Below are 18397 nucleotides of genomic sequence, written 5' to 3' on the forward strand. Positions count from 1 at the left end.
TCCATGGAGCGAGCAACGCAGAAAATGACGCTTTAGCTCAACTCAACGCAAAATCGTTTCAAAAAGCTGAGGCGATTCACCCTAAACGTTATCGCGCGCAGAAACCACACGGAGTTGATGCAAAAGATGGTTCAGGGACTCGTCAGAAAGACCACCTATTTTCAGTGCCAGCAAGTTCGCCAGCTCAGTGGCTTGGGGGCTTAATCCCCCTGTATCAATGGTAATGCGCGGGTCGGAAAGCTCGGCGAGGCGCTGCAGTTCTTCCGCTTCATCCCAAATCACGTTGAAATAGGTGATGATGCGCTGGACCATGTACCATGTTGGTTTACTGCGCTTTCCGTGTTCCAGAGCGGACAGATAGGCTGAGGAAACGGAGAGCGCTTCCGCCATCTCTTTCAATGTCACGTTTCGTTTTATGCGTAGCTCGCGCACCTTCGCACCAAAAGGCGTCATGAGTAATCCCCGCTTACTCCCTTGCGTCGGCGGATTCTAACATAAAGGGCCCCCTCTCCGCCGTGCGACGCATGCGCCTGCTCAAAGCCCACAACGAAGCTGCGGAAGTCCGGGAGCGACAGCCATTGCGGCACCATACGGCGCAGCACCCCGCGCGTATCCCCGTAAGGTGCGCTGTCCGGGCTCGCACCTTTCCCCGTGATCACAAGCACCAGTGAATGACCGGAGGCCTGACTTTGAAAAAGAAATCCCCGCAGCCGGTCATGGGCTTGATGTTGTGTCATGCCATGCAGGTCGATACGGGCATCAATCGGCTTGCCACGGCCACGCACCACCTTGCGTCGTTCCCGCTTGGCCATGGGGGCCAGCGGTGGCAGCGGCGGCGGGGTTGGCTTACTTGGCATGCTCACGCCGTTAAGCTGCTGTTTTTTTGTGTCTTTTACAGGTGATGCTTTTGCTGCGGTCGCAGGCTCGCTGTCGGTTACCTGTTCCTCAAGCGCTTCAACAAACGCTGCGCGGTTGGCCTTGATGGGTGTCAGCGTGGCCGTCACCTTCTGCCAAAGCGCCTTGTCTTCCTTGCTCAAGGCCTTGCGGCGGGATCTTTTTCGGCTCTCAGCGATCATCGGCCTTCTGCATCTTTACCTGTTTGTGCTCTCGGTCGCAGAACGACGAAATCAGCTTTGTGGCGCGTCCGCCCAGCCTTGTCCCCGGCTGCCGGACCGCTGCCAAAGAAGATATCCCCTCGAGCTGATCCGAGTATTGCCGAGCCGGTGTCATGGGCAACCATCAATCGGTTGAAGGGTTTAACCGCTCCCCGAGCGTCAGGCAAGCGGGTCCCGATGAAAATGGGTAAGCCATATTCGTGGAAACGCGGGTCTATCGCCAAACTACGCTCAGCCACAAGCGGCACGCCGGCTGCGCCGATCGGGCCATCTTCCCGGTTATTCTCCTCTTCAAGGGTGAAGAAGATGTAGGAGCGGTTCTCGCGCATCAACTCCAGCGCGCCCTTCGGGTGTGCGCCCATCCAGTCCCGTATGGCTTGCATGGACATGTCCTCTCGGGCAACTTGTCCCCGTTCAATGAGAAGCCGTCCAACCGGTGTGTAAGGGTGTCCGGACTTGCCCGCAAACCGCAGGCGATAGGTTCTTCCATCTTCAGTTTCAACCCGGGCAGACCCTTGAATGGCCGTGAAAAAGGCGTCCACCGGATCCTTAACCCACAGAACTTCAAGATTTTTTCCGTCCAGCGCTCCATCCATCACCGCAGCTCGGTCTGGCAGGTTGCGCCGATCCTTTGGCAGGCCATGAAGTGGCCATGCGTAGTCCTTGGTTTTCTTCAACGAGCCTTGCAGGACGGGCTCATAATACCCGGTTACAAACCCGGCTTCGTTTGCACGCAGAGCAATGAAGTTCTCTTCAAAAAACTTTCGGGCTTGCCGATTGGAGGCGGGCACGAGGGCGCGGGCTTTCTTGCAAAGCTCTGCGATTAATTCCCCTTCTTTCCCCCTGGCCTTGGTTGCCGGGCGGTGGCAGGAGCGCGCAAACGCATGAAGGGCCGCAGAATGATCATCTGCAGCCCATCCAAAAATCTCTGAAAATTCAATAGGTTGCATTGGCGGTCCGCTTGCTTGTGCTTGCTTTGCGTAAAAAGCAAGGGCGGCTCCGGCCAAAACAAAAAGGGAGGCCGCTAAAAAAAGCCGCCATCCCTTCACGCTGTTTGAGCTCATTCGCCGGATTCAGTCGCCACCAGTTTCCAGTTAGGGTCTGGTGTTCCGGTCTCGCGGCTGAAGGTCCAGATGTCGGTCACTTCGGTCACGTTTGTCGGGTCACCTTCAACGATATGCCCCTCCGGACCGCGGGTCGCGGTGATCAGCTGGCTCTTGATCTTCAAGGTGAGCTGCGCAACCTTGTCCTTCAATTCCGCATCAGAAATGCTGGCTTTCTGAATGCCGATAAAGGTGAAGTCTACGCGCTCCTTACGGGCCTCACGAGCTTCGATTGCGGCCACGAAACCTTCGTAAACATCCTCAGAAAGCAATGACTTAAGGGTCTTGCGGTCACCTTGTGCGAAGGCGGTGACAATCATTTCATAGGCCGCACCTGCGCCCTGCAGAAACTCCTTGGGATTAAAGCCAGGCTCTGCGGCGAGGATAGCGCGGAGATTGTCGTTCAGCGGCGTATTCACTGGCGCCATCTGGTCAATGGCTTCTTCGGCAAGCTCTTGTGCCTCATTGGCATTTACACCGGCAGGTTGCTGCGCACTGCCCGGCAACTGAATGACATTGTCACCAGACTGGCCTTGCGGTGCATGCTGAGCATCCTTGCCCGGTTGAGCGGAGTACGGATCATAAGGCGGATTTTCGTTCCCTGTCCGCTTGCCCAAGACTGAACGGAGACGCAGGAAAATGACCACTGCTACGACCAGAATGATGATATTGGTGACGTCGAAAATTTCGCTCATGTCGCGTTACCGACCAATCCTTTGTAGTTAATGCTGCCGCATCTCGACATCGCCCCTCGGCTCAGCGTGACACGCCCTAAACAGCCATAGTGTACATATTGACCCCAATCTAAGGGTTATGAGGCCAACATCCAATGGCTTAGCACCATATCAAACACGAATTTTATTGCCGATGCCCCTTTAGACTCGAAGTAGAGAGGTCTTCCGCGACATTACCAGCAATACATACTCGCAATTTTGGCCATCAACCCATATATATAGGGCGTTTGGTAAAACAATGCGAGCGCCATGCCTGTCGGACTTATAATTTTAGCCGCCTTTATCCTTGTCCCCACCGTCGAGATCTTCTTGTTCGTGGAGGTCGGAAGCGTTATTGGCGCGATTCCAACGATCCTGCTGACGATTCTGACGGCCGTTACTGGCACAGCGCTTCTGCGTCACCAAGGACTCAGCCTGCTGATGCGCATGCGTTCAGAAATGGATGCGGGCCGCATGCCAGGCGACGAAATGGTACATGGTGCGTTTATCGTTCTGGCGGGCATCTGTCTTCTCATTCCTGGCTTCTTTACTGATGCCATTGGTCTTTTGCTCTTCATTCCAGCCGTGCGCACCTACCTTGGCCGTGCTTTGGCCTCTCGTGTGCAAGTACATGGCAACGTGCACATGCACCGCCACTATCGTACGGAAGACGGCGTTGTGGATCTGGACGCGGATGAGTGGTCAAGCCACAAGCCCGGCGATTCAAGCGGACCATCCCAGTCGGGTCCGCGCACCATCGAGCATGACAGCGACACACCGTGGAAGCCGGAAGATCGCAATTAGAAAAGCGCCCCTGCTTTGATCTGCCTCCAAGCGTTGGATGATCCCCTAATTGCGGAAACGGTAGGTCAGAGCGTCATATTTGCGCCGATTCAGAAGTGAGAAGAAGGGATTTGTTTCTATCCTTCAGCTAGAGTAGCTTCAGCTTGCCAGCAACAAGAACAACAAAAGGCTCTGGCTACTCATGTTGTACCTGCTTCCGATCTCACATCTGCGTGCGTCGCTGCTATTTTTTCTACTATGTTTTGTCGTTGTCCTCGTCGTCCCTGCAGCGGGCCAGGAAAACAGGGCCATAGAACGTCTTCATGTCATGATGGAGCGTTTTGCCGAGAGCGAAAACATCGGTTTTACGGCAGTTGTGAGCGAGGAGCGGGTGTTCCGAGACGGCGTATCGCTCAATTTCGTCTATCAATATCAGGCTAAAATTTCCGGCACTGACAAGCTGAAGATCATCATGCCAAGAGTTGATGGTGTCAGTGAGCTGTATTTCTATGACGGCATCATCAGCTACTATGACAAGACTCGGAACCTCTTCACGGAGGGCGACTTCAACGCCACCAACATGGACCTTCTGATGGTTTTGCGGGAGGATTTCGGCCTGAAACTTCCTGGGCTTGATATCGTGGACAGGAACTTGTCAGAGCGCCTGCCAACACTCACCAAGCGGGCTTTGTTCATCGGACGCACCAGCTTCCCGGAGGGCGATGCAGATCATCTCGCCTTTGTCTCCGAAACCCTGCATTGGCAGGTTTGGATATCCTCCGATACCGGTTTGCCGAGATATCTGATCCTCACCCACACCAAAGAGCCCGGAGAACCTCAGACCCATGTGCGCTTCATGCAGTGGGATTTGGAAACATCGCATGATCTGGCGGTATTTGACTTCAACCCGCCAGCCAATGCGGCCCCCTTTCAAATGGGTGAGCGTAGTGTTGAACGGCGGTAGTCGCCAAAATCACAGCGGGTTTGCCATTACTAATCAAAGCTGCGAATAGCTCGCTGAGGGGCGCTTTTTCCCTTTTCAACCGTGGCGCGACTGGGCATGATCGCGCTCATGTCAAATCAATCCTCTGCACCTGCGCTCACCGAGAACGACCACCTCATTCTGGTTGATGGTTCCACATTCATTTTCCGTGCGTATCACGCGCTCCCGCCCTTGACCCGGAAGCCAGATGGCCTGCCGGTCGGAGCTGTGTCGGGCTTTTGCAACATGCTCTGGAAAATGATCCAGGAAGGGCCCACCAAGGAAAAGGGTGATGAGCCGACGCATTTTGCGGTGATTTTTGACAAGTCCGGAACCACGTTCCGCAATGACATCTACCCAGAATATAAGGCTCATCGCCCCGATGCGCCGGAAGACCTCATTCCTCAGTTCGGTTTGATCCGCGAGGCAACACGCGCATTTGGCGTGCCGGCAATTGAGCAACAGGGCTATGAGGCAGACGATCTGATCGCCACTTATGCCCGTCAGGCCGCCGCAACTGGCGCCCGCGTCACCATCGTCTCGGGCGATAAGGATCTGATGCAGCTGGTGACGGACCGCATCGGCATGGTCGATACCATGAAAAACAAGGTGATTGGCTCAGAGGAAGTTTTTGAAAAGTTCGGTGTTGGGCCCGACAAGGTTGTTGAGGTGCAGTCTCTGGCAGGAGACAGCGTGGACAACGTACCGGGTGTTCCCGGGATTGGTCTCAAGACAGCGGCCCTTCTGATCAACGAGTTTGGAGATCTTGAAACGCTGCTGTCACAGGCGGAGACCATCAAGCAAAAGAAGCGCCGTGAAAACCTGATCGAGTTTGCCGAGCAGGCCCGCATTTCCAAGAAGCTGGTTCAGCTGAAGGAAGATGTGCCGGTTGAGGTGCCGATGGAAGACCTTTCCATCACACAGGTGAATGGGCCGACCGCCTTGGGTTTCTTGAAGGCCATGGGCTTTACGACACTGACCCGCAAGGTGGCGGAAATCACCAGTACCGATGCTGAGGCAGTTGAACCGGCCGATGTACCGGTTGTGGGCTGGACTCCAGAAAAACCGGCGGAGGAAAAGCCTGAGAACAACAGCGGTACAGAAGGCGGAAACACGGGGAGTGGTCTGTGGACACCTGGCGCATTGGTGGCAGCCAAAAAGGCCGAAATAAGCGCCATCTCTATTGATAGTTCCGCATACGAAACAGTATCCGATATCGCGCGCTTGAAGGAATGGATCGCAGAGATCTATGAAGTTGGCCATGTAGCAGTTGATACGGAAACCAGCGATCTCAACGCCATGCAGGCAGATTTGGTGGGCGTGTCCCTTGCGGCTGTCCCCGGCAAGGCCTGCTACATCCCACTTGGCCATGTTGACGGCGATGGCGATCTTCTGGGCGGAGGCGGCCTCGTCTCCGGGCAGATCAAGTTGAGTGACGCGTTGGAAGTGCTCAAGCCGATGCTTGAGGATCGCTCGATCCTGAAAATCGCGCAGAACATGAAGTATGATTGGCTGGTGTTGAGCCGCTACGGCATCGAAATGACGCCGTTCGACGACACCATGCTGCTCTCCTACGTGCTTGATGCCGGTGTGGGCGGCAATGGCATGGATGAGCTTGCCCAGCGTTGGCTTGATCATACGCCCATCCCCTTCAAGGAAGTCTGTGGCTCTGGTCGCAACATGATCACCTTCGACAAGGTGCCGCTGGACAAGGCGACCGCCTATGCTGCCGAAGATGCGGACGTGACTTTACGCCTTTGGCACATCTTGAAGCCTCGCCTTGCCGCAGAAGGGATGGCACATGTCTACGAGCGCCTCGAGCGCCCAATGGTGGAAACGCTTGCAAAGATGGAGCGCCGTGGTGTTTCCATCGACCGGCAGATGCTTTCCCGCCTCTCGGGAGACTTTGCGCAGAGCGCAGCAAGCGTAGAGGCCGAAATCTTTGAGATGGCCGGTGAGAGTTTCAACATCGGCAGCCCAAAGCAACTGGGAGAGATCCTGTTTGGCAAGATGGGTCTGCCGGGTGGCAAGAAGACCAAGACCGGCGCTTGGTCTACCTCCGCATCTGTGCTGGAGGATCTGGCGGCGCAAGGTGAGCCGCTGCCCTCCAAGATCGTGGAGTGGCGGCAGCTGTCCAAGCTCAAGTCTACCTACACGGATGCTCTGCCCAACTACATCAACCCGGAAACGGGGCGTGTGCATACATCGTTTTCGCTGGCGTCCACAACGACGGGCCGTCTGTCCTCCTCCGAGCCGAACATTCAGAACATTCCAATCCGCACGGAAGCAGGCCGAAAGATCCGCAAGGCATTCGTGGCAGCCAAAGGCAAGAAGCTCATCTCAGCTGACTACAGTCAGATCGAGTTGCGTGTTTTGGCTCACATGGCAGACATTCCGCAGCTCAAAAAGGCCTTTGCGGAAGATCTGGACATTCACGCCATGACGGCCTCAGAGATGTTCGGTGTGCCCATTGAAGGCATGGACCCAATGATCCGCCGTCAGGCCAAGGCCATCAATTTCGGCATCATCTACGGCATTTCCGCCTTCGGTCTGGCCAATCAGCTGGGCATTTCGCGAGGTGAGGCAGGCGATTACATCAAGACCTACTTCCAGCGCTTCCCTGGCATTCAGGAGTACATGGAAGAGACGAAAAAGTTCGTCCATGCCAACGGCTATGTTGAAACCATTTTCGGCCGCCGAGCGCACTATCCGGATGTCAACACGAAGAACCCGAACATGCGCCAGTTCTATGAGCGCGCTGCAATCAATGCCCCAATTCAGGGCTCAGCGGCGGACATCATCCGTCGTGCCATGGTGCGGATGGATGACGTGTTGCAGAATTCGAGCTTGGAAGCGCAGATGCTGCTTCAGGTGCATGATGAACTCATCTTTGAGCTGCCTGAAGATCAGGTCGAGGAAACCAAGAATATTGTCATCGGCACCATGGAGCAAGCTGCAGAGCCAGCACTAACGCTTTCTGTGCCGCTCAAGGTGGAAGCTGAAGCTGCCGACAATTGGGATGAGGCGCACTAAGTGCCTCGCTTCGTTGGTCTTTGGGGTTATTTGAGTGGGCGTATCGCGCCCACTCCTACCCATGGTCCCAAACCCCTTCAGCTGCTTCCAAACTCCCGACACCCTGCGCAATCCCCCTTTACCGACGCGAACACCACATTGTCCGCAAATGGCTCGCGATGCTTGAAGCCATCACGATTTGAAACATCGGATTGCGCTGAGCGCGTTGGGATTCTGGTGAACGCAACACTTCGCGCATGAGGGAGGACCGCAACCTCTTTACTTCAAGGGCTGAGCTTCCGCTCGGAAGCACGGTGAGGGCCCAATTCGGCGATGTGGTTTGCAGCGAACCGGCGCAGGAGGCCAAAAATCGACGGCGGTTGCGGCAAGCGGAAACAGAATATTCTCGTTTTTACAATGCTTTAACGCATGAAAGCGATATGCCGAGAAGACTACCCCTAAATATTACTTGACTAAAATACTCATATTTATAAAACGTAGGCACGTTCACCGACAGGGGTATGTCGGTCGCTAGCCAAATTCTGACCAGCCAGCTTTCTCCATAGTCAAAATTTATGCCGGGGCAGCCATGTTTAATGGAACCGTTTCCCGTGCCGCCTTGCTGGCCGGCACGACCCTTTCGCTCGCCCTGCCGTTGGCAGGGGCACAAGCACAAGAAGCAACAACCGTACTGGACGAGATCGTCGTATCGGCGGGTGAAGAAAAGATCGCCATTGATACACCGCAGGCGGTGACTGTTGTCACGCAGGAGCAGATCGAGGCATCGCAGGCGGCCACGCTGGGAGAAATTTTGGACGCCATTCCGGGTGTTACCACCATCAACGCTGACAATCCGCTAGGCCAATCCTTGAACATGCGCGGTATTGGCGGAGCGTTGTCTTCCGATGAAAATCGCATGATCATGCAAGTGGATGGAGTACGTTCGTTCTTTGAAGCTTACCGCTCGGGTTCTTTCTTTTTCGAGCCGGAAATGTTCAAGCAGGTGGAAGTCCTGCGTGGGCCAGCTTCCTCAACGCTTTACGGATCGGGCGCTTTGGCCGGGACGGTCAGTGCCCGCACAAAGGATGCCTCAGACTTTCTTGAGGGGGATGACACCGTTGCGGTGCGTGCCAAAACCACTTGGGACTCCAATGGCAATGGCTCTCGCAACTCCATAATCGCGGCAATGAAGCCTCTCGAAGATATTGAGTTTCTAGCGAATTTTAACTACGGCCGCTATGGCAACTACGATGCAGCAAAAGGCAAAGAGCTGGGCAACTCTCTTTTCACTGACCTGTCTGGCCTTGCAAAGTTGAAATACACTTTCGGGACGGATCGGGATCAGTCTCTGACAGCGAGTTACTTCAACATCAACAAATCAGGCAATGGCCTCTATGACCAGATTACCTATGAGCCAATGTTTGGTTATGCCGATCAGGAGATAAGCGAGCAGCAAGGGCGCCTCACCTATGAGAACGCATTTGCCGGCAATGACCTACTCGATTTGACAGCGCAGCTTGCCTACAGCGAGACCAAGCGTGAGCTGGATGACATCACCTATCGAAACCCTTGGGATGGCCAGCCAGCGTTTGGGCTTGAAGCGGAATACGTCTACAAGACTTGGCAAGGCAAGCTGCAGAACACATCGCAAATAGAGTTCTCAGATTCCGCCCTAGCCTTTTTGACGTTTGGTGTTCAAGGCCACTATCGTGAGCGTCTGAACCCTCGCCTGAACCCGGACGGGTCAACGTCACATGGCGCATCCTCTCATCCCGAAGGGGAATCCCGCATGATTGGTGCCTACGGTCAGGCTGAAGTGATCCTGTTTGATCGCCTCACCCTTATCCCTGGTATGCGTGTGGATTATTCCCGCTTGTCTCCGGGCGAAGGTGTGAGCCTCCGCGATGATGTGAGCGACACGGCGTTTTCTCCAAAACTGGCGGCCATCTATGAACTTACCCCTTGGCTGAACGTTTTTGGCTCCGTTTCTCATACTGAACGCATGCCGGTCATTGATGAAGCGTTCACAGGTGGTGGCTTCACGGACCTCGGCAAGGAGAAGTCCAACAACTTTGAAGCCGGTTTTGGCTTCAAGTTCGACAACGTTCTTCAGGATGATGATGGCGTGCGCCTGAAGGTCACTGGCTTCCACAACGATGTTGAGAACTATCTCTACACCACGTTTGACCACATGGCGGGTGGTGCCATTACCACTGCAATTGAGGATGTACGCATCCAGGGTGTTGAGGTCGAGGCCGGATATGCATCGCCAACGTGGTATGGCTCGTTTGGGGCGGCGTTGACCCGCGGAGACAACCTTTCCGACGACACCTATTTGGAAACTGTGGCAGCAGACAACGCCTTCATCTCCGTGGGATATCGCTTTGAGGACTACAATCTGGATGTGTCCTGGCGGTCTAACTTTTATGCGCGGCAAGACCGGGTCAACAATGCAGGCAGCGAAACGGGAGGCTACGCCCTCCACGGCGCCAGTCTGAGCTGGCTCCCCGAGGAGGGTTGGATGGCCGGCGCCGAAGTGCGGGCAAGCGTCACGAACATCTTCGACAAGGCCTACACGCCCCACCTGAGCGGGACTGAGGGCAAGGGCCGAAGCTTCAAACTGTCGGTCGCAAAAACCTTCTAGACTAACAACGGCGGCCATGTGCCGCCGTTCTCATTCCTTGCGTCGTTTCTCAGAGATCCAACTCCAGCATTTCAGCCCAGCTCTTTGGAGCATCGCCGTTCAGCGGGTTAGCTGGATTGTGCTTGTAGGTGATGGTTTCAAACCGCATGACTGCCGTGTCCGCCAAAAGCAATCTGCCTACAAGGCCTTCTCCGAAGCCCACGATTTCCTTTATGGCTTCCAGTGCCTGAAGCGAGCCGATAACGCCCGTAAGCGCGCCCAGCACCCCAGCTTCTTCGCAGGTGGGAATGCTGCCAGCAGCTGGGCGTTTGGGAAAGAGACAGCGATAGGTCGGGTTTGGAGCGCCCTCTGCATCCGTCTCGTAAGGCTTGAGCAGCGTCACCGAACCATCAAACTGGCCGACAGCACCCGTAACCAGTGGCTTCTTGGCAAAGTAGCAGGCGTCGCTTGCCAGATAGCGGGTTTCAAAGTTATCGGAGCCATCAACCACCAGATCATAACTGCTCACCAGAGCCATCGCGTTCTGACCGCTGAACCGGGTTGGGTGCGGGCGCACCTGAACATAGGGGTTAAGGCGGGCAATGGTTTCTGCCGCGCTTGCCACCTTGGGCTCGCCCAGCTGATCAGTATCATGAATGATCTGCCGCTGAAGATTGGACAATGACACCACATCATCGTCCAATATACCAAGCGTCCCGACACCCGCGGCGGCAAGGTATTGCAGGACCGGAGCGCCCAACCCTCCTGCGCCAATCACAAGCACCTTGGCGTCCTTGAGCTTTTGCTGGCCGGGGCCCCCGACGCCTTTGAGGACGATGTGACGGGCGTATCGTTCGAGTTCTGCGGGAGAAAGCACTCTAAATCTCTTTTGTTTCGGATGCGTTATGGAAGCAGGCGACTTACGAGACGTGCCGTGTAATCCACCATTGGGATGACACGCGCATAGTTGAGCCGCGTCGGACCGATGACCCCCAGAACACCAAGGATGCGCTGTTCACTGTCCCGGTACGGCGAGACAATGAGCGAAGAGCCCGAGAGTGAGAACAGCTTGGTCTCCGAGCCGATGAAGATGCGCACGCCCTCCCCGCCTTCGGCAAGCTCAAGCAAGCGGATCAATTCGCTCTTGTTCTCAAGGTCATCAAACAGCAGGCGGATGCGGTCCAGATCCTCGGCATGACCCACGTCCTGCAAGAGATTGGATCGACCCCGTACAATGAGCGTATCCGCGTCGCCCTCTTTTCCGCCCCATACAGCAATGCCAGCGGCAACAACTTTTTCCGTGAGGCGGTCAAGTTCGGCCTTGTTTTCGCTTTTCTGGCGCTCAAGCTCTTTCTGCACCTCAGCAATTGTGCGGTTGCGGATAACTGAGTTGAGGTAGTTGGAGGCTTCTATGAGCGCGGAGGGCGGCAGACCTGCCGGAAGCGATATGATGCGGTTCTCAACGGAGCCATCATCACTCACCAACACGACAAGTGCCTTGGTTGGTTCGATCTGCACGAACTCCACATGGCGAAGCGGCACATCGGTCTTGTGGGCCAGGACAACGCCAGCGCCGCGACTGAGACCAGAGAGCATCTGACTGGCTTCGGTGAGGAGTTGAGCAGAACTCTTCTCGGAGCCGGAAGCTTTCACCTGAATATCAATCTGCTCGCGTTCTTCGCGTGTCAGGTCCCCCACTTCCAGAAGACCATCCACAAACAGGCGCAGTCCGGTCTCGGTGGGTAAGCGACCAGCACTGGTGTGAGGGGAGTAAAGCAGCCCCATGTGCTCCAGATCGGACATCACATTGCGCACCGAGGCAGGTGACAAGGGCTTGCTGAGACCGCGCGCCAGATTGCGCGAGCCTGAGGCTTCGCCCGTGCCTAGATAGTTTTCGACGATGCGGCGAAAAATTTCGCGTGATCTCTCGTCAAGATCTTCAAGAGGAACGGATGGTGGTCCACTGGTCACTAGTCTGCTCACTCCGGATCAATAGGGCTCGAAAACCAAATATAAGTGGGGATTGCTCTTTATTCTATATCCTCGCTCTCCCGGTTCGCGAAACCCATTTCGACAATTCCAGTCATAATTTTGAACGCAGCCTTTGCGCTCAAAGACATTGGGGGTTAAAACCACCGCGAGCTATAGGCAAGCCATGCCGTATGCCCCGACAAATCAATGGAGTTGGCAGTGATCCGTCCATCCAAACGCGCACCCGAAGAAATGCGCCCAGTTACCCTTGAACGTGGTGTGTCCAAACACGCAGAAGGCTCTTGCCTCGTCAAGTTTGGCGATACGCACGTCCTTTGTACCGCAAGCCTTGAAGAGCGTGTTCCGCCATGGCTGCGCGGCCAGAACCAGGGCTGGGTCACCGCTGAATATGGCATGCTTCCAAGAGCCACCCATGACCGCATGCGCCGTGAAGCTTCGGCAGGCAAACAGTCTGGCCGTACCCAAGAAATTCAGCGTCTTATTGGTCGCTCCCTGCGTGCTGTGGTGGACCTGAAGGCCCTTGGCGAGCGTCAGATCTCTGTTGACTGTGATGTCATTCAGGCCGATGGCGGTACACGTACGGCTTCCATCACCGGCGCATGGGTTGCTCTCCACGACTGTCTGCAGTGGATGAAAGCACGCGACATGGTGAAGGATGATGTGCTGGTTGATCACATCGCCGCCATTTCCTGCGGGATTTATGAAGGAACGCCTGTGGCCGACCTTGACTATGCCGAGGACTCCTCAGCTGAAACCGACGCCAATTTCGTGATGACCGGCAAGGGCGGCATTGTTGAAATTCAAGGCACCGCTGAAGGAAAGCCATTCAGCGAAGAAGAGTTTGGCCAGCTGATGGGGCTTGCAAAGAACAGCATCTCCAAACTGGTGGAACTGCAGAAGCTCTCCATCCTCTAAGGAAGAACAAGAATGGAAAATCGTCGTCTTGAACCGGGCCGTCTGGTCGTTGCCAGCCACAACAAGGGCAAGCTGAAGGAGATAAACCAACTCCTGGAACCTTTTGGCTTTGAGGTGGTCTCTGCAGGAGATCTGGATCTGCCGGAGCCCGTTGAAGACGGCGATACGTTTGAAGCCAACGCCGCGATCAAAGCGCTGGCTTCTGCCAAGGCGTCTGGCTACCCCGCACTGGCCGATGACAGCGGGTTTTGCGTGGAAGCGCTTGACAATGACCCCGGCGTTTACTCCGCGCGCTGGGCTGGCCCGGGAAAAGACTTCTCCGTGGCCATGCAAAAGGTTGAAGACAAGCTGCAAGAGCTAGGTGCGGAAAATCGCAATGCCTATTTTGTGGCTGTGCTGTGCGTAGCCTGGCCTGACGGGCACACTCAGTTCTATCGCGGTGAAGTGCATGGCAAAGCCATATGGCCGCCGCGCGGACTTGAAGGCTTTGGCTACGATCCCATGTTTGTGCCGGACGGTTTTAAGAAAACTTTTGGCGAGATGGATCAGGCCTCCAAACAGCGCAACCCGGATGGATCAGCCCTGTCTCACCGAGCGCGTGCCTTTGATCTGTTCAAGGCTGAGTGCCTTTAAAGGGCTAGAGAGCAGTTTGAAATGATGGAAAGACCGGTTGGCGGGTTTGGTGTCTATGTGCACTGGCCTTTTTGCCTTGCCAAATGCCCCTATTGCGATTTCAACTCGCATGTACGCCATAAGCCGGTCGACCAGCAGGACTATATTAACGCCATGCTGCGCGAGCTGGACTACAATGCCCAGTTCGTTGCCTCTCAACCTGTCGACTCCGTGTTCTTCGGCGGCGGCACCCCATCGCTGATGGAGCCGCGCACCGTTGAAGCCATTCTGGAAGGCATCAATCGCTACTGGCCAATCGGTGAGAACGCCGAAATCTCAATGGAAGCTAACCCGACGAGTGTAGAGGCCACCCGATTTGCTGGCTACCGCGCTGCGGGCGTCAATCGCCTCTCCGTCGGCATTCAAGCACTGAATGACAAGGATCTGAAGATTCTGGGTCGCCAGCACAGTGTAGACGAGGCAGTGAAAGCCGTTGAGATTGCGCGCACCACGTTCGAACGAATTTCCTTCGATCTTATCTATGCCCGCCCCGACCAGACCCTTGAAGGGTGGGAGCAAGAGCTGAACCGGGCCATTGATCTGGCAGCCGATCATCTTTCCATGTATCAGCTTACAATCGAGGAAGGCACCATGTTCCACCGGCTCTATGCGGCCGGAAAACTGGAAATGCTTGATCCCGACTACGCCGCGGACATGTTTGACCTGACACAGGAAGTTACCGCAAGCCGTGGCTTGCCAGCCTATGAAGTGTCAAACCACGCTGTGCCGGGCTCTGAGTGTCAACACAATCTGGTCTACTGGCGTTATGGCGACTACATCGGCGTAGGACCGGGCGCTCATGGACGCTTGAGCCTTGCAAATGGCCAGCGAATGGCCACGCTCACCGAAAAGCACCCGGAAACGTGGCTCGGCCTCGTTGAGAGCAAGGGGACCGGGATCATTGAGACTGGGGATCTGACTTGCGAAGAGCAGAGCGACGAACTTCTGCTCATGGGATTGCGCCTTCGAGAGGGCATTGATGTGGCGCGCTATGAGGCATTGGCCGAGCGCCATTTCGATGCCGCCCGCCTCACCGTCTTGCAGGAAGAAGGCCTGGTGGAATGGATTGGCAACAGCCGTCTGCGTGCCACCCCTCGGGGCGTTGGTGTTTTAAACGCGGTCATTACGGAACTTGTCTCATAACGAAATTGTTATTGTCCCATATCCGGCATTTTTGAGTAGAAAAATAAGAACTATGCAAATTTTGGGTGTAGTTTCCTTCAGTAAATTTTGCGCTGCATCATAAAAATATCTTGTGATATACAGCGTATTGCGTGAATAACCCCTTGAACTTACGTGGGCGTCAACTTTAGTCTCTCTGTAGACATGCGTATATATTGCACTCACTACGAAAGCTGCCGTAGTCTGTTGCAATGCAATATACGTTGGCCCTTTCTTTGCGTTGGGGGCGTACAACAAAAAGAATGGCCGACCGGAGGAATATTGGTGATGTTCTACCAACTCTATGAGCTTAATCATGCGATGATGTCCCCCGTTCGGGCGGCGGCGGACGCAACGAAAATTTATTTTCAAAATCCGCTTAATCCATTTACCCATACTCAGATGGGCCGAACGGTTGCCGCCTCTTGTGAACTGCTGGAGCGCGTGACACGGCGTTACGGTAAGCCTGAGTTCGGTCTGGACACCACTCTGGTCTCTGGGCAACGCGTCGATGTTCTTGAAGAAGTTGTTCTACGCAAGACCTTCTGTGATCTGCTTCACTTCAAACGAGATTTGCCACAAGGGCGCGCTGAAGACCCGAAGCTATTGATTGTAGCTCCGATGTCCGGCCACTTTGCCACATTGTTGCGTGGGACCGTTGAGGCATTGCTGCCCGATCTTGATGTCTACATCACGGATTGGGAGGATGCGCGTCAGGTTCCGGTGGCCGAAGGCAAGTTCGATCTCGACGACTATATCGATTATATCATTGAGATGCTTGAGTTCCTCGGCCCAGACACTCATGTTCTGGCCGTTTGTCAGCCTTCCGTTCCGGTGTATGCAGCGGTTGCGCGCATGGAAGAACAAAACAATCCATGTGCACCCTCCACAATGACGCTTATGGGTGGACCTATCGACACCCGCGTTGCGCCGACAGCAGTAAACGATTTGGCCATCAAGAAGGGCATCAAGTGGTTCAAGCGCAATGTGATCATGGATGTGCCATTTCCGCATAAAGGCTTTATGCGACAGGTTTATCCCGGTTTCTTGCAGCTCTCCGGCTTCATGGGCATGAACCTGGACCGCCACATGGTGGCGCACAGAGACTTCTTTCAGCATCTGGTAGAAGGGGATGGCGACAGCGCTGAAAAGCACCGCGAGTTCTACGACGAGTATCTTGCCGTTATGGACATGACCGCGGAATTCTACCTTCAAACGGTAGAAAAGGTCTTTATCGAGCATGCACTGCCGAAAGGTGAGTTGACCCATCACGGCCATCTCGTTGATCCAAGTCACATCACCCGCACAGCCATTTTCACCGTTGAAGGTGAAAAAGATGACATCTCTGGCGTGGGTCAGACCCATGCTGCACACACATTGGCAACAAAACTGGGCGACGAGAAGCGCGCGCACTATGTGCAGCCGAATGTGGGTCACTACGGCGTGTTTAACGGTTCTCGCTATCGGTCCGAGATTGCACCGCGCATTGTTGACTTCATCAAATCACATCCGAAGCTGGGCTGTATTCCGGTGCAGGTGGAGCGAGAGCGCCAAAGGCAATTGGCGGGTGCTGCACCATCCGCGAAGGGCTCTGTTGAGGAAGCGCAAACCGCATCGGACATCAAGGACAGCATCATCCTTGAGCAAACCGAAGGGGTTGTCGATGATCTCAAGCAGATCACCGGCGTCGGGCCGAAACTGGAAAACGAGCTGAACCAGGCAGGCATTTTCCATCTGTGGCAAGTTGCTGCGCTCACACCCGAGCAAGCTCAGTCGCTCGATGAAAAGCTTGATGGCCGCATCCTGCGAGAAGGTTGGGTGGAACAGGCGAAAAAGCTCACCGAAGAAGGCTAGCGCTAGATTTTTAGCGCCCTTAAACCATTATTTTCATGTAGCCTTTTGTTTTCGTGAGCCGCTTTGCGGCTCACGCCAAGGTGAAGTTACTTGAAATTCCGTTATCGATAGCCCACTTCATGTATGTGGTCTTGCTTAGGAGGAATTTTATGACCCACCAAGGAGTAATTCGTCCAGCTTGGACTCCGGCAACCATAGCTTTAATGGTGCTTGGATTTATCGTTTTCTGGCCTCTTGGCTTGGCAATGCTTGCCTACATCTTGTGGGGAGATAAATTTCCCGAGTTCAAGAAGCAGGCGGAAACTGCATGGAAAGCCAATCCCATCAAAGACGCGGTGAATACGATGTCAGGCTATGCTCCAACGGGAAATGTTGCTTTTGATGACTACCGTGAAGCTGAGCTGAAGCGGTTGGAAGAAGAGCGCCGCAAGCTGGATGCAATGCGCGAGGACTTCGACAACTACATGAAGGAACTCCGCCGCGCACGTGACAAGGAAGAGTTTGATCGATTTATGGCCGCACGCGGCGGTCGCCCTGCTGGTGATGCAACTACGGCATCATAACCGCTGTTGATCAGATTCTTGGTAGAGGGGCGCGATATGTGCCCCTTTCGCTGTTAATGGGCATATTCCAATTTGGGGTGGCAATGATGATTGCTTTTGCCGGTTCTCGCGCCTAAATTTTGGCGGTGCTGCTAACTCAGGTGTCGTGGACACCTTCGAGAAAGACTGGAATACTGCCATTTTTCGAGACCGCAAAGCCCTTCCGGAAGCCATAACGGTGGCATTGTCTGATCGGGAAATCTCGGTCAAGCTGCGCCGCAACCCAAGGGCGCGGAAGTACATCTTACGCCTACCCATGGAAGACGATGCTCCGGTGTTGACGGTGCCTCATGGCGGGACACTTTCAACTGCGCAAAGATTTGCAGAAAAGCAGGCCTTGTGGATCGAGGAGCGCCTCTCAAAGCGCGCCCCGAAGGCTGAGTTGGTCGAGGGCGTCCCGGTGCCGTTGCGTGGCAAAAGCTACACACTGAAGAGTTCTGGTAAACTTCGCGGCCTTGTCGAGGCCGTGGAAACGGAAGAAGGGGCGGTCTTGATCGTTCCCGGTGAGCCACAGGCCTTGGGCCGCAAGCTGATTAAGTTCTACAAAGAAGAAGCCCGCAAGGATCTGGAGGCCGCTGTTGCGCGGTATACGGCCCGGATTGGCCGCCAAGCGACTGCGATCTCGGTGCGCGATACCAAATCGCGCTGGGGGTCCTGTGCTTCGAACGGAAGACTTTCCTTTTCTTGGCGGCTCATTCTGGCCCCGCCCGACATTCTGGAGTACGTGGCAGCACACGAGGTTGCTCACCTCATGCATATGGACCATTCAGATGCATTCTGGAAGCTCTGCTATGAACTGGCACCACACACCCGAACGGCGCAAAACTGGCTGAAGGCCCATGGGGCCCAGTTGCATCTGATTAACTAGAC

16 protein-coding genes are annotated in these 18397 nt (G+C 55.0%); 10 read left to right on the forward strand and 6 right to left on the reverse strand.

Going from position 1 to position 18397, the window contains the following annotated elements:
- Window positions 1-81: 81 nt before the first annotated feature.
- The 4 genes from PUV47_RS06485 to PUV47_RS06500 form a co-directional block, all read right to left on the reverse strand.
- Window positions 82-453: a helix-turn-helix domain-containing protein gene (locus PUV47_RS06485; RefSeq protein ID WP_274217695.1), complete on the reverse strand. Its 372-nt coding sequence runs from the start codon at window positions 451-453 to the stop codon at window positions 82-84.
- Window positions 450-1076: a Smr/MutS family protein gene (locus PUV47_RS06490; RefSeq protein ID WP_274217696.1), complete on the reverse strand. Its 627-nt coding sequence runs from the start codon at window positions 1074-1076 to the stop codon at window positions 450-452. The genes PUV47_RS06485 and PUV47_RS06490 overlap by 4 nt, the downstream gene beginning before the upstream one ends.
- Window positions 1073-2065 carry a murein transglycosylase A gene (mltA, locus tag PUV47_RS06495; RefSeq protein ID WP_274217697.1) on the reverse strand — a complete coding sequence of 331 codons (993 nt, stop codon included), beginning with the start codon at window positions 2063-2065 and terminating at the stop codon, window positions 1073-1075. Before mltA ends, PUV47_RS06490 begins: the two co-directional genes overlap by 4 nt.
- A 110-nt stretch (window positions 2066-2175) precedes the next feature.
- A complete protein-coding gene (locus PUV47_RS06500; RefSeq protein ID WP_274217698.1) occupies window positions 2176-2913 on the reverse strand; it encodes a Tim44/TimA family putative adaptor protein in 738 nt (245 codons plus the stop codon).
- Between the two features lie 288 nt (window positions 2914-3201).
- Here PUV47_RS06500 and PUV47_RS06505 point away from each other — a divergent pair, with 288 nt between their 5' ends.
- From PUV47_RS06505 to PUV47_RS06520, 4 genes are all read left to right on the forward strand, one after another.
- Window positions 3202-3735, forward strand: coding sequence for an FxsA family protein (locus tag PUV47_RS06505; protein ID WP_274217700.1), 534 nt, complete (start codon window positions 3202-3204; stop codon window positions 3733-3735).
- Between the two features lie 181 nt (window positions 3736-3916).
- Complete coding sequence (locus PUV47_RS06510) at window positions 3917-4678, forward strand: DUF2092 domain-containing protein (protein ID WP_274217701.1); 762 nt, start codon at window positions 3917-3919, stop codon at window positions 4676-4678.
- A gap of 96 nt (window positions 4679-4774) precedes the next feature.
- Window positions 4775-7729, forward strand: a complete 2955-nt coding sequence (gene polA / locus PUV47_RS06515) for a DNA polymerase I (RefSeq protein ID WP_274217702.1) — start codon at window positions 4775-4777, stop codon at window positions 7727-7729.
- 568 nt (window positions 7730-8297) lie between these two features.
- Window positions 8298-10352: a TonB-dependent receptor domain-containing protein gene (locus tag PUV47_RS06520; protein WP_274217703.1), complete on the forward strand. Its 2055-nt coding sequence runs from the start codon at window positions 8298-8300 to the stop codon at window positions 10350-10352.
- Between the two features lie 49 nt (window positions 10353-10401).
- Here PUV47_RS06520 and PUV47_RS06525 read toward each other — a convergent pair whose 3' ends face one another.
- Together PUV47_RS06525 and hrcA are read right to left on the reverse strand one after the other, a co-directional pair.
- On the reverse strand, window positions 10402-11208 hold the full coding sequence (locus tag PUV47_RS06525) for a molybdopterin-synthase adenylyltransferase MoeB (RefSeq protein ID WP_274217704.1): 807 nt from the start codon (window positions 11206-11208) through the stop codon (window positions 10402-10404).
- 26 nt (window positions 11209-11234) lie between these two features.
- Window positions 11235-12302, reverse strand: a complete 1068-nt coding sequence (gene hrcA, locus PUV47_RS06530; protein WP_274217706.1) for a heat-inducible transcriptional repressor HrcA — start codon at window positions 12300-12302, stop codon at window positions 11235-11237.
- 222 nt (window positions 12303-12524) lie between these two features.
- On the opposite strand from hrcA, the gene rph reads away from it, so the two are divergent.
- The 6 genes from rph to PUV47_RS06560 all read left to right on the forward strand — a co-directional run bounded on the left by rph (window position 12525) and on the right by PUV47_RS06560 (window position 18395).
- Complete coding sequence (gene rph, locus PUV47_RS06535) at window positions 12525-13238, forward strand: ribonuclease PH (protein ID WP_274218297.1); 714 nt, start codon at window positions 12525-12527, stop codon at window positions 13236-13238.
- A 12-nt stretch (window positions 13239-13250) separates the two neighbouring features.
- Complete coding sequence (gene rdgB, locus PUV47_RS06540) at window positions 13251-13871, forward strand: RdgB/HAM1 family non-canonical purine NTP pyrophosphatase (RefSeq protein WP_274217707.1); 621 nt, start codon at window positions 13251-13253, stop codon at window positions 13869-13871.
- A 21-nt stretch (window positions 13872-13892) separates the two neighbouring features.
- Window positions 13893-15053 carry a radical SAM family heme chaperone HemW gene (gene hemW / locus PUV47_RS06545; protein ID WP_274217708.1) on the forward strand — a complete coding sequence of 387 codons (1161 nt, stop codon included), beginning with the start codon at window positions 13893-13895 and terminating at the stop codon, window positions 15051-15053.
- 306 nt (window positions 15054-15359) lie between these two features.
- On the forward strand, window positions 15360-16925 hold the full coding sequence (phaZ, locus tag PUV47_RS06550; RefSeq protein WP_274217709.1) for a polyhydroxyalkanoate depolymerase: 1566 nt from the start codon (window positions 15360-15362) through the stop codon (window positions 16923-16925).
- A 149-nt stretch (window positions 16926-17074) separates the two neighbouring features.
- A complete protein-coding gene (locus tag PUV47_RS06555; RefSeq protein WP_274217710.1) occupies window positions 17075-17488 on the forward strand; it encodes a DUF2852 domain-containing protein in 414 nt (137 codons plus the stop codon).
- 145 nt (window positions 17489-17633) lie between these two features.
- Window positions 17634-18395, forward strand: coding sequence for a M48 family metallopeptidase (locus PUV47_RS06560; protein ID WP_274217711.1), 762 nt, complete (start codon window positions 17634-17636; stop codon window positions 18393-18395).
- Window positions 18396-18397: the final 2 nt, after the last annotated feature.

The organism is Pseudovibrio exalbescens (assembly GCF_028737195.1).
GTDB classification, from domain to species: Bacteria; Pseudomonadota; Alphaproteobacteria; order Rhizobiales; family Stappiaceae; genus Pseudovibrio; species Pseudovibrio zosterae.

Excerpts from the sequence above, each read along its gene's own strand:
- PUV47_RS06485 (WP_274217695.1), bottom strand. The coding sequence starts at position 453 with ATGACGCCTTTTGGTGCGAAGGTGCGCGAGCTACGCATAAAACGAAAC.
- PUV47_RS06490 (WP_274217696.1), bottom strand. The coding sequence starts at position 1,076 with ATGATCGCTGAGAGCCGAAAAAGATCCCGCCGCAAGGCCTTGAGCAAG.
- mltA (WP_274217697.1), bottom strand. The coding sequence starts at position 2,065 with ATGCAACCTATTGAATTTTCAGAGATTTTTGGATGGGCTGCAGATGAT.
- PUV47_RS06500 (WP_274217698.1), bottom strand. The coding sequence starts at position 2,913 with ATGAGCGAAATTTTCGACGTCACCAATATCATCATTCTGGTCGTAGCA.
- PUV47_RS06505 (WP_274217700.1), top strand. The coding sequence starts at position 3,202 with ATGCCTGTCGGACTTATAATTTTAGCCGCCTTTATCCTTGTCCCCACC.
- PUV47_RS06510 (WP_274217701.1), top strand. The coding sequence starts at position 3,917 with ATGTTGTACCTGCTTCCGATCTCACATCTGCGTGCGTCGCTGCTATTT.
- polA (WP_274217702.1), top strand. The coding sequence starts at position 4,775 with ATGATCGCGCTCATGTCAAATCAATCCTCTGCACCTGCGCTCACCGAG.
- PUV47_RS06520 (WP_274217703.1), top strand. The coding sequence starts at position 8,298 with ATGTTTAATGGAACCGTTTCCCGTGCCGCCTTGCTGGCCGGCACGACC.
- rdgB (WP_274217707.1), top strand. The coding sequence starts at position 13,251 with ATGGAAAATCGTCGTCTTGAACCGGGCCGTCTGGTCGTTGCCAGCCAC.
- hemW (WP_274217708.1), top strand. The coding sequence starts at position 13,893 with ATGATGGAAAGACCGGTTGGCGGGTTTGGTGTCTATGTGCACTGGCCT.
- phaZ (WP_274217709.1), top strand. The coding sequence starts at position 15,360 with ATGTTCTACCAACTCTATGAGCTTAATCATGCGATGATGTCCCCCGTT.
- PUV47_RS06555 (WP_274217710.1), top strand. The coding sequence starts at position 17,075 with ATGACCCACCAAGGAGTAATTCGTCCAGCTTGGACTCCGGCAACCATA.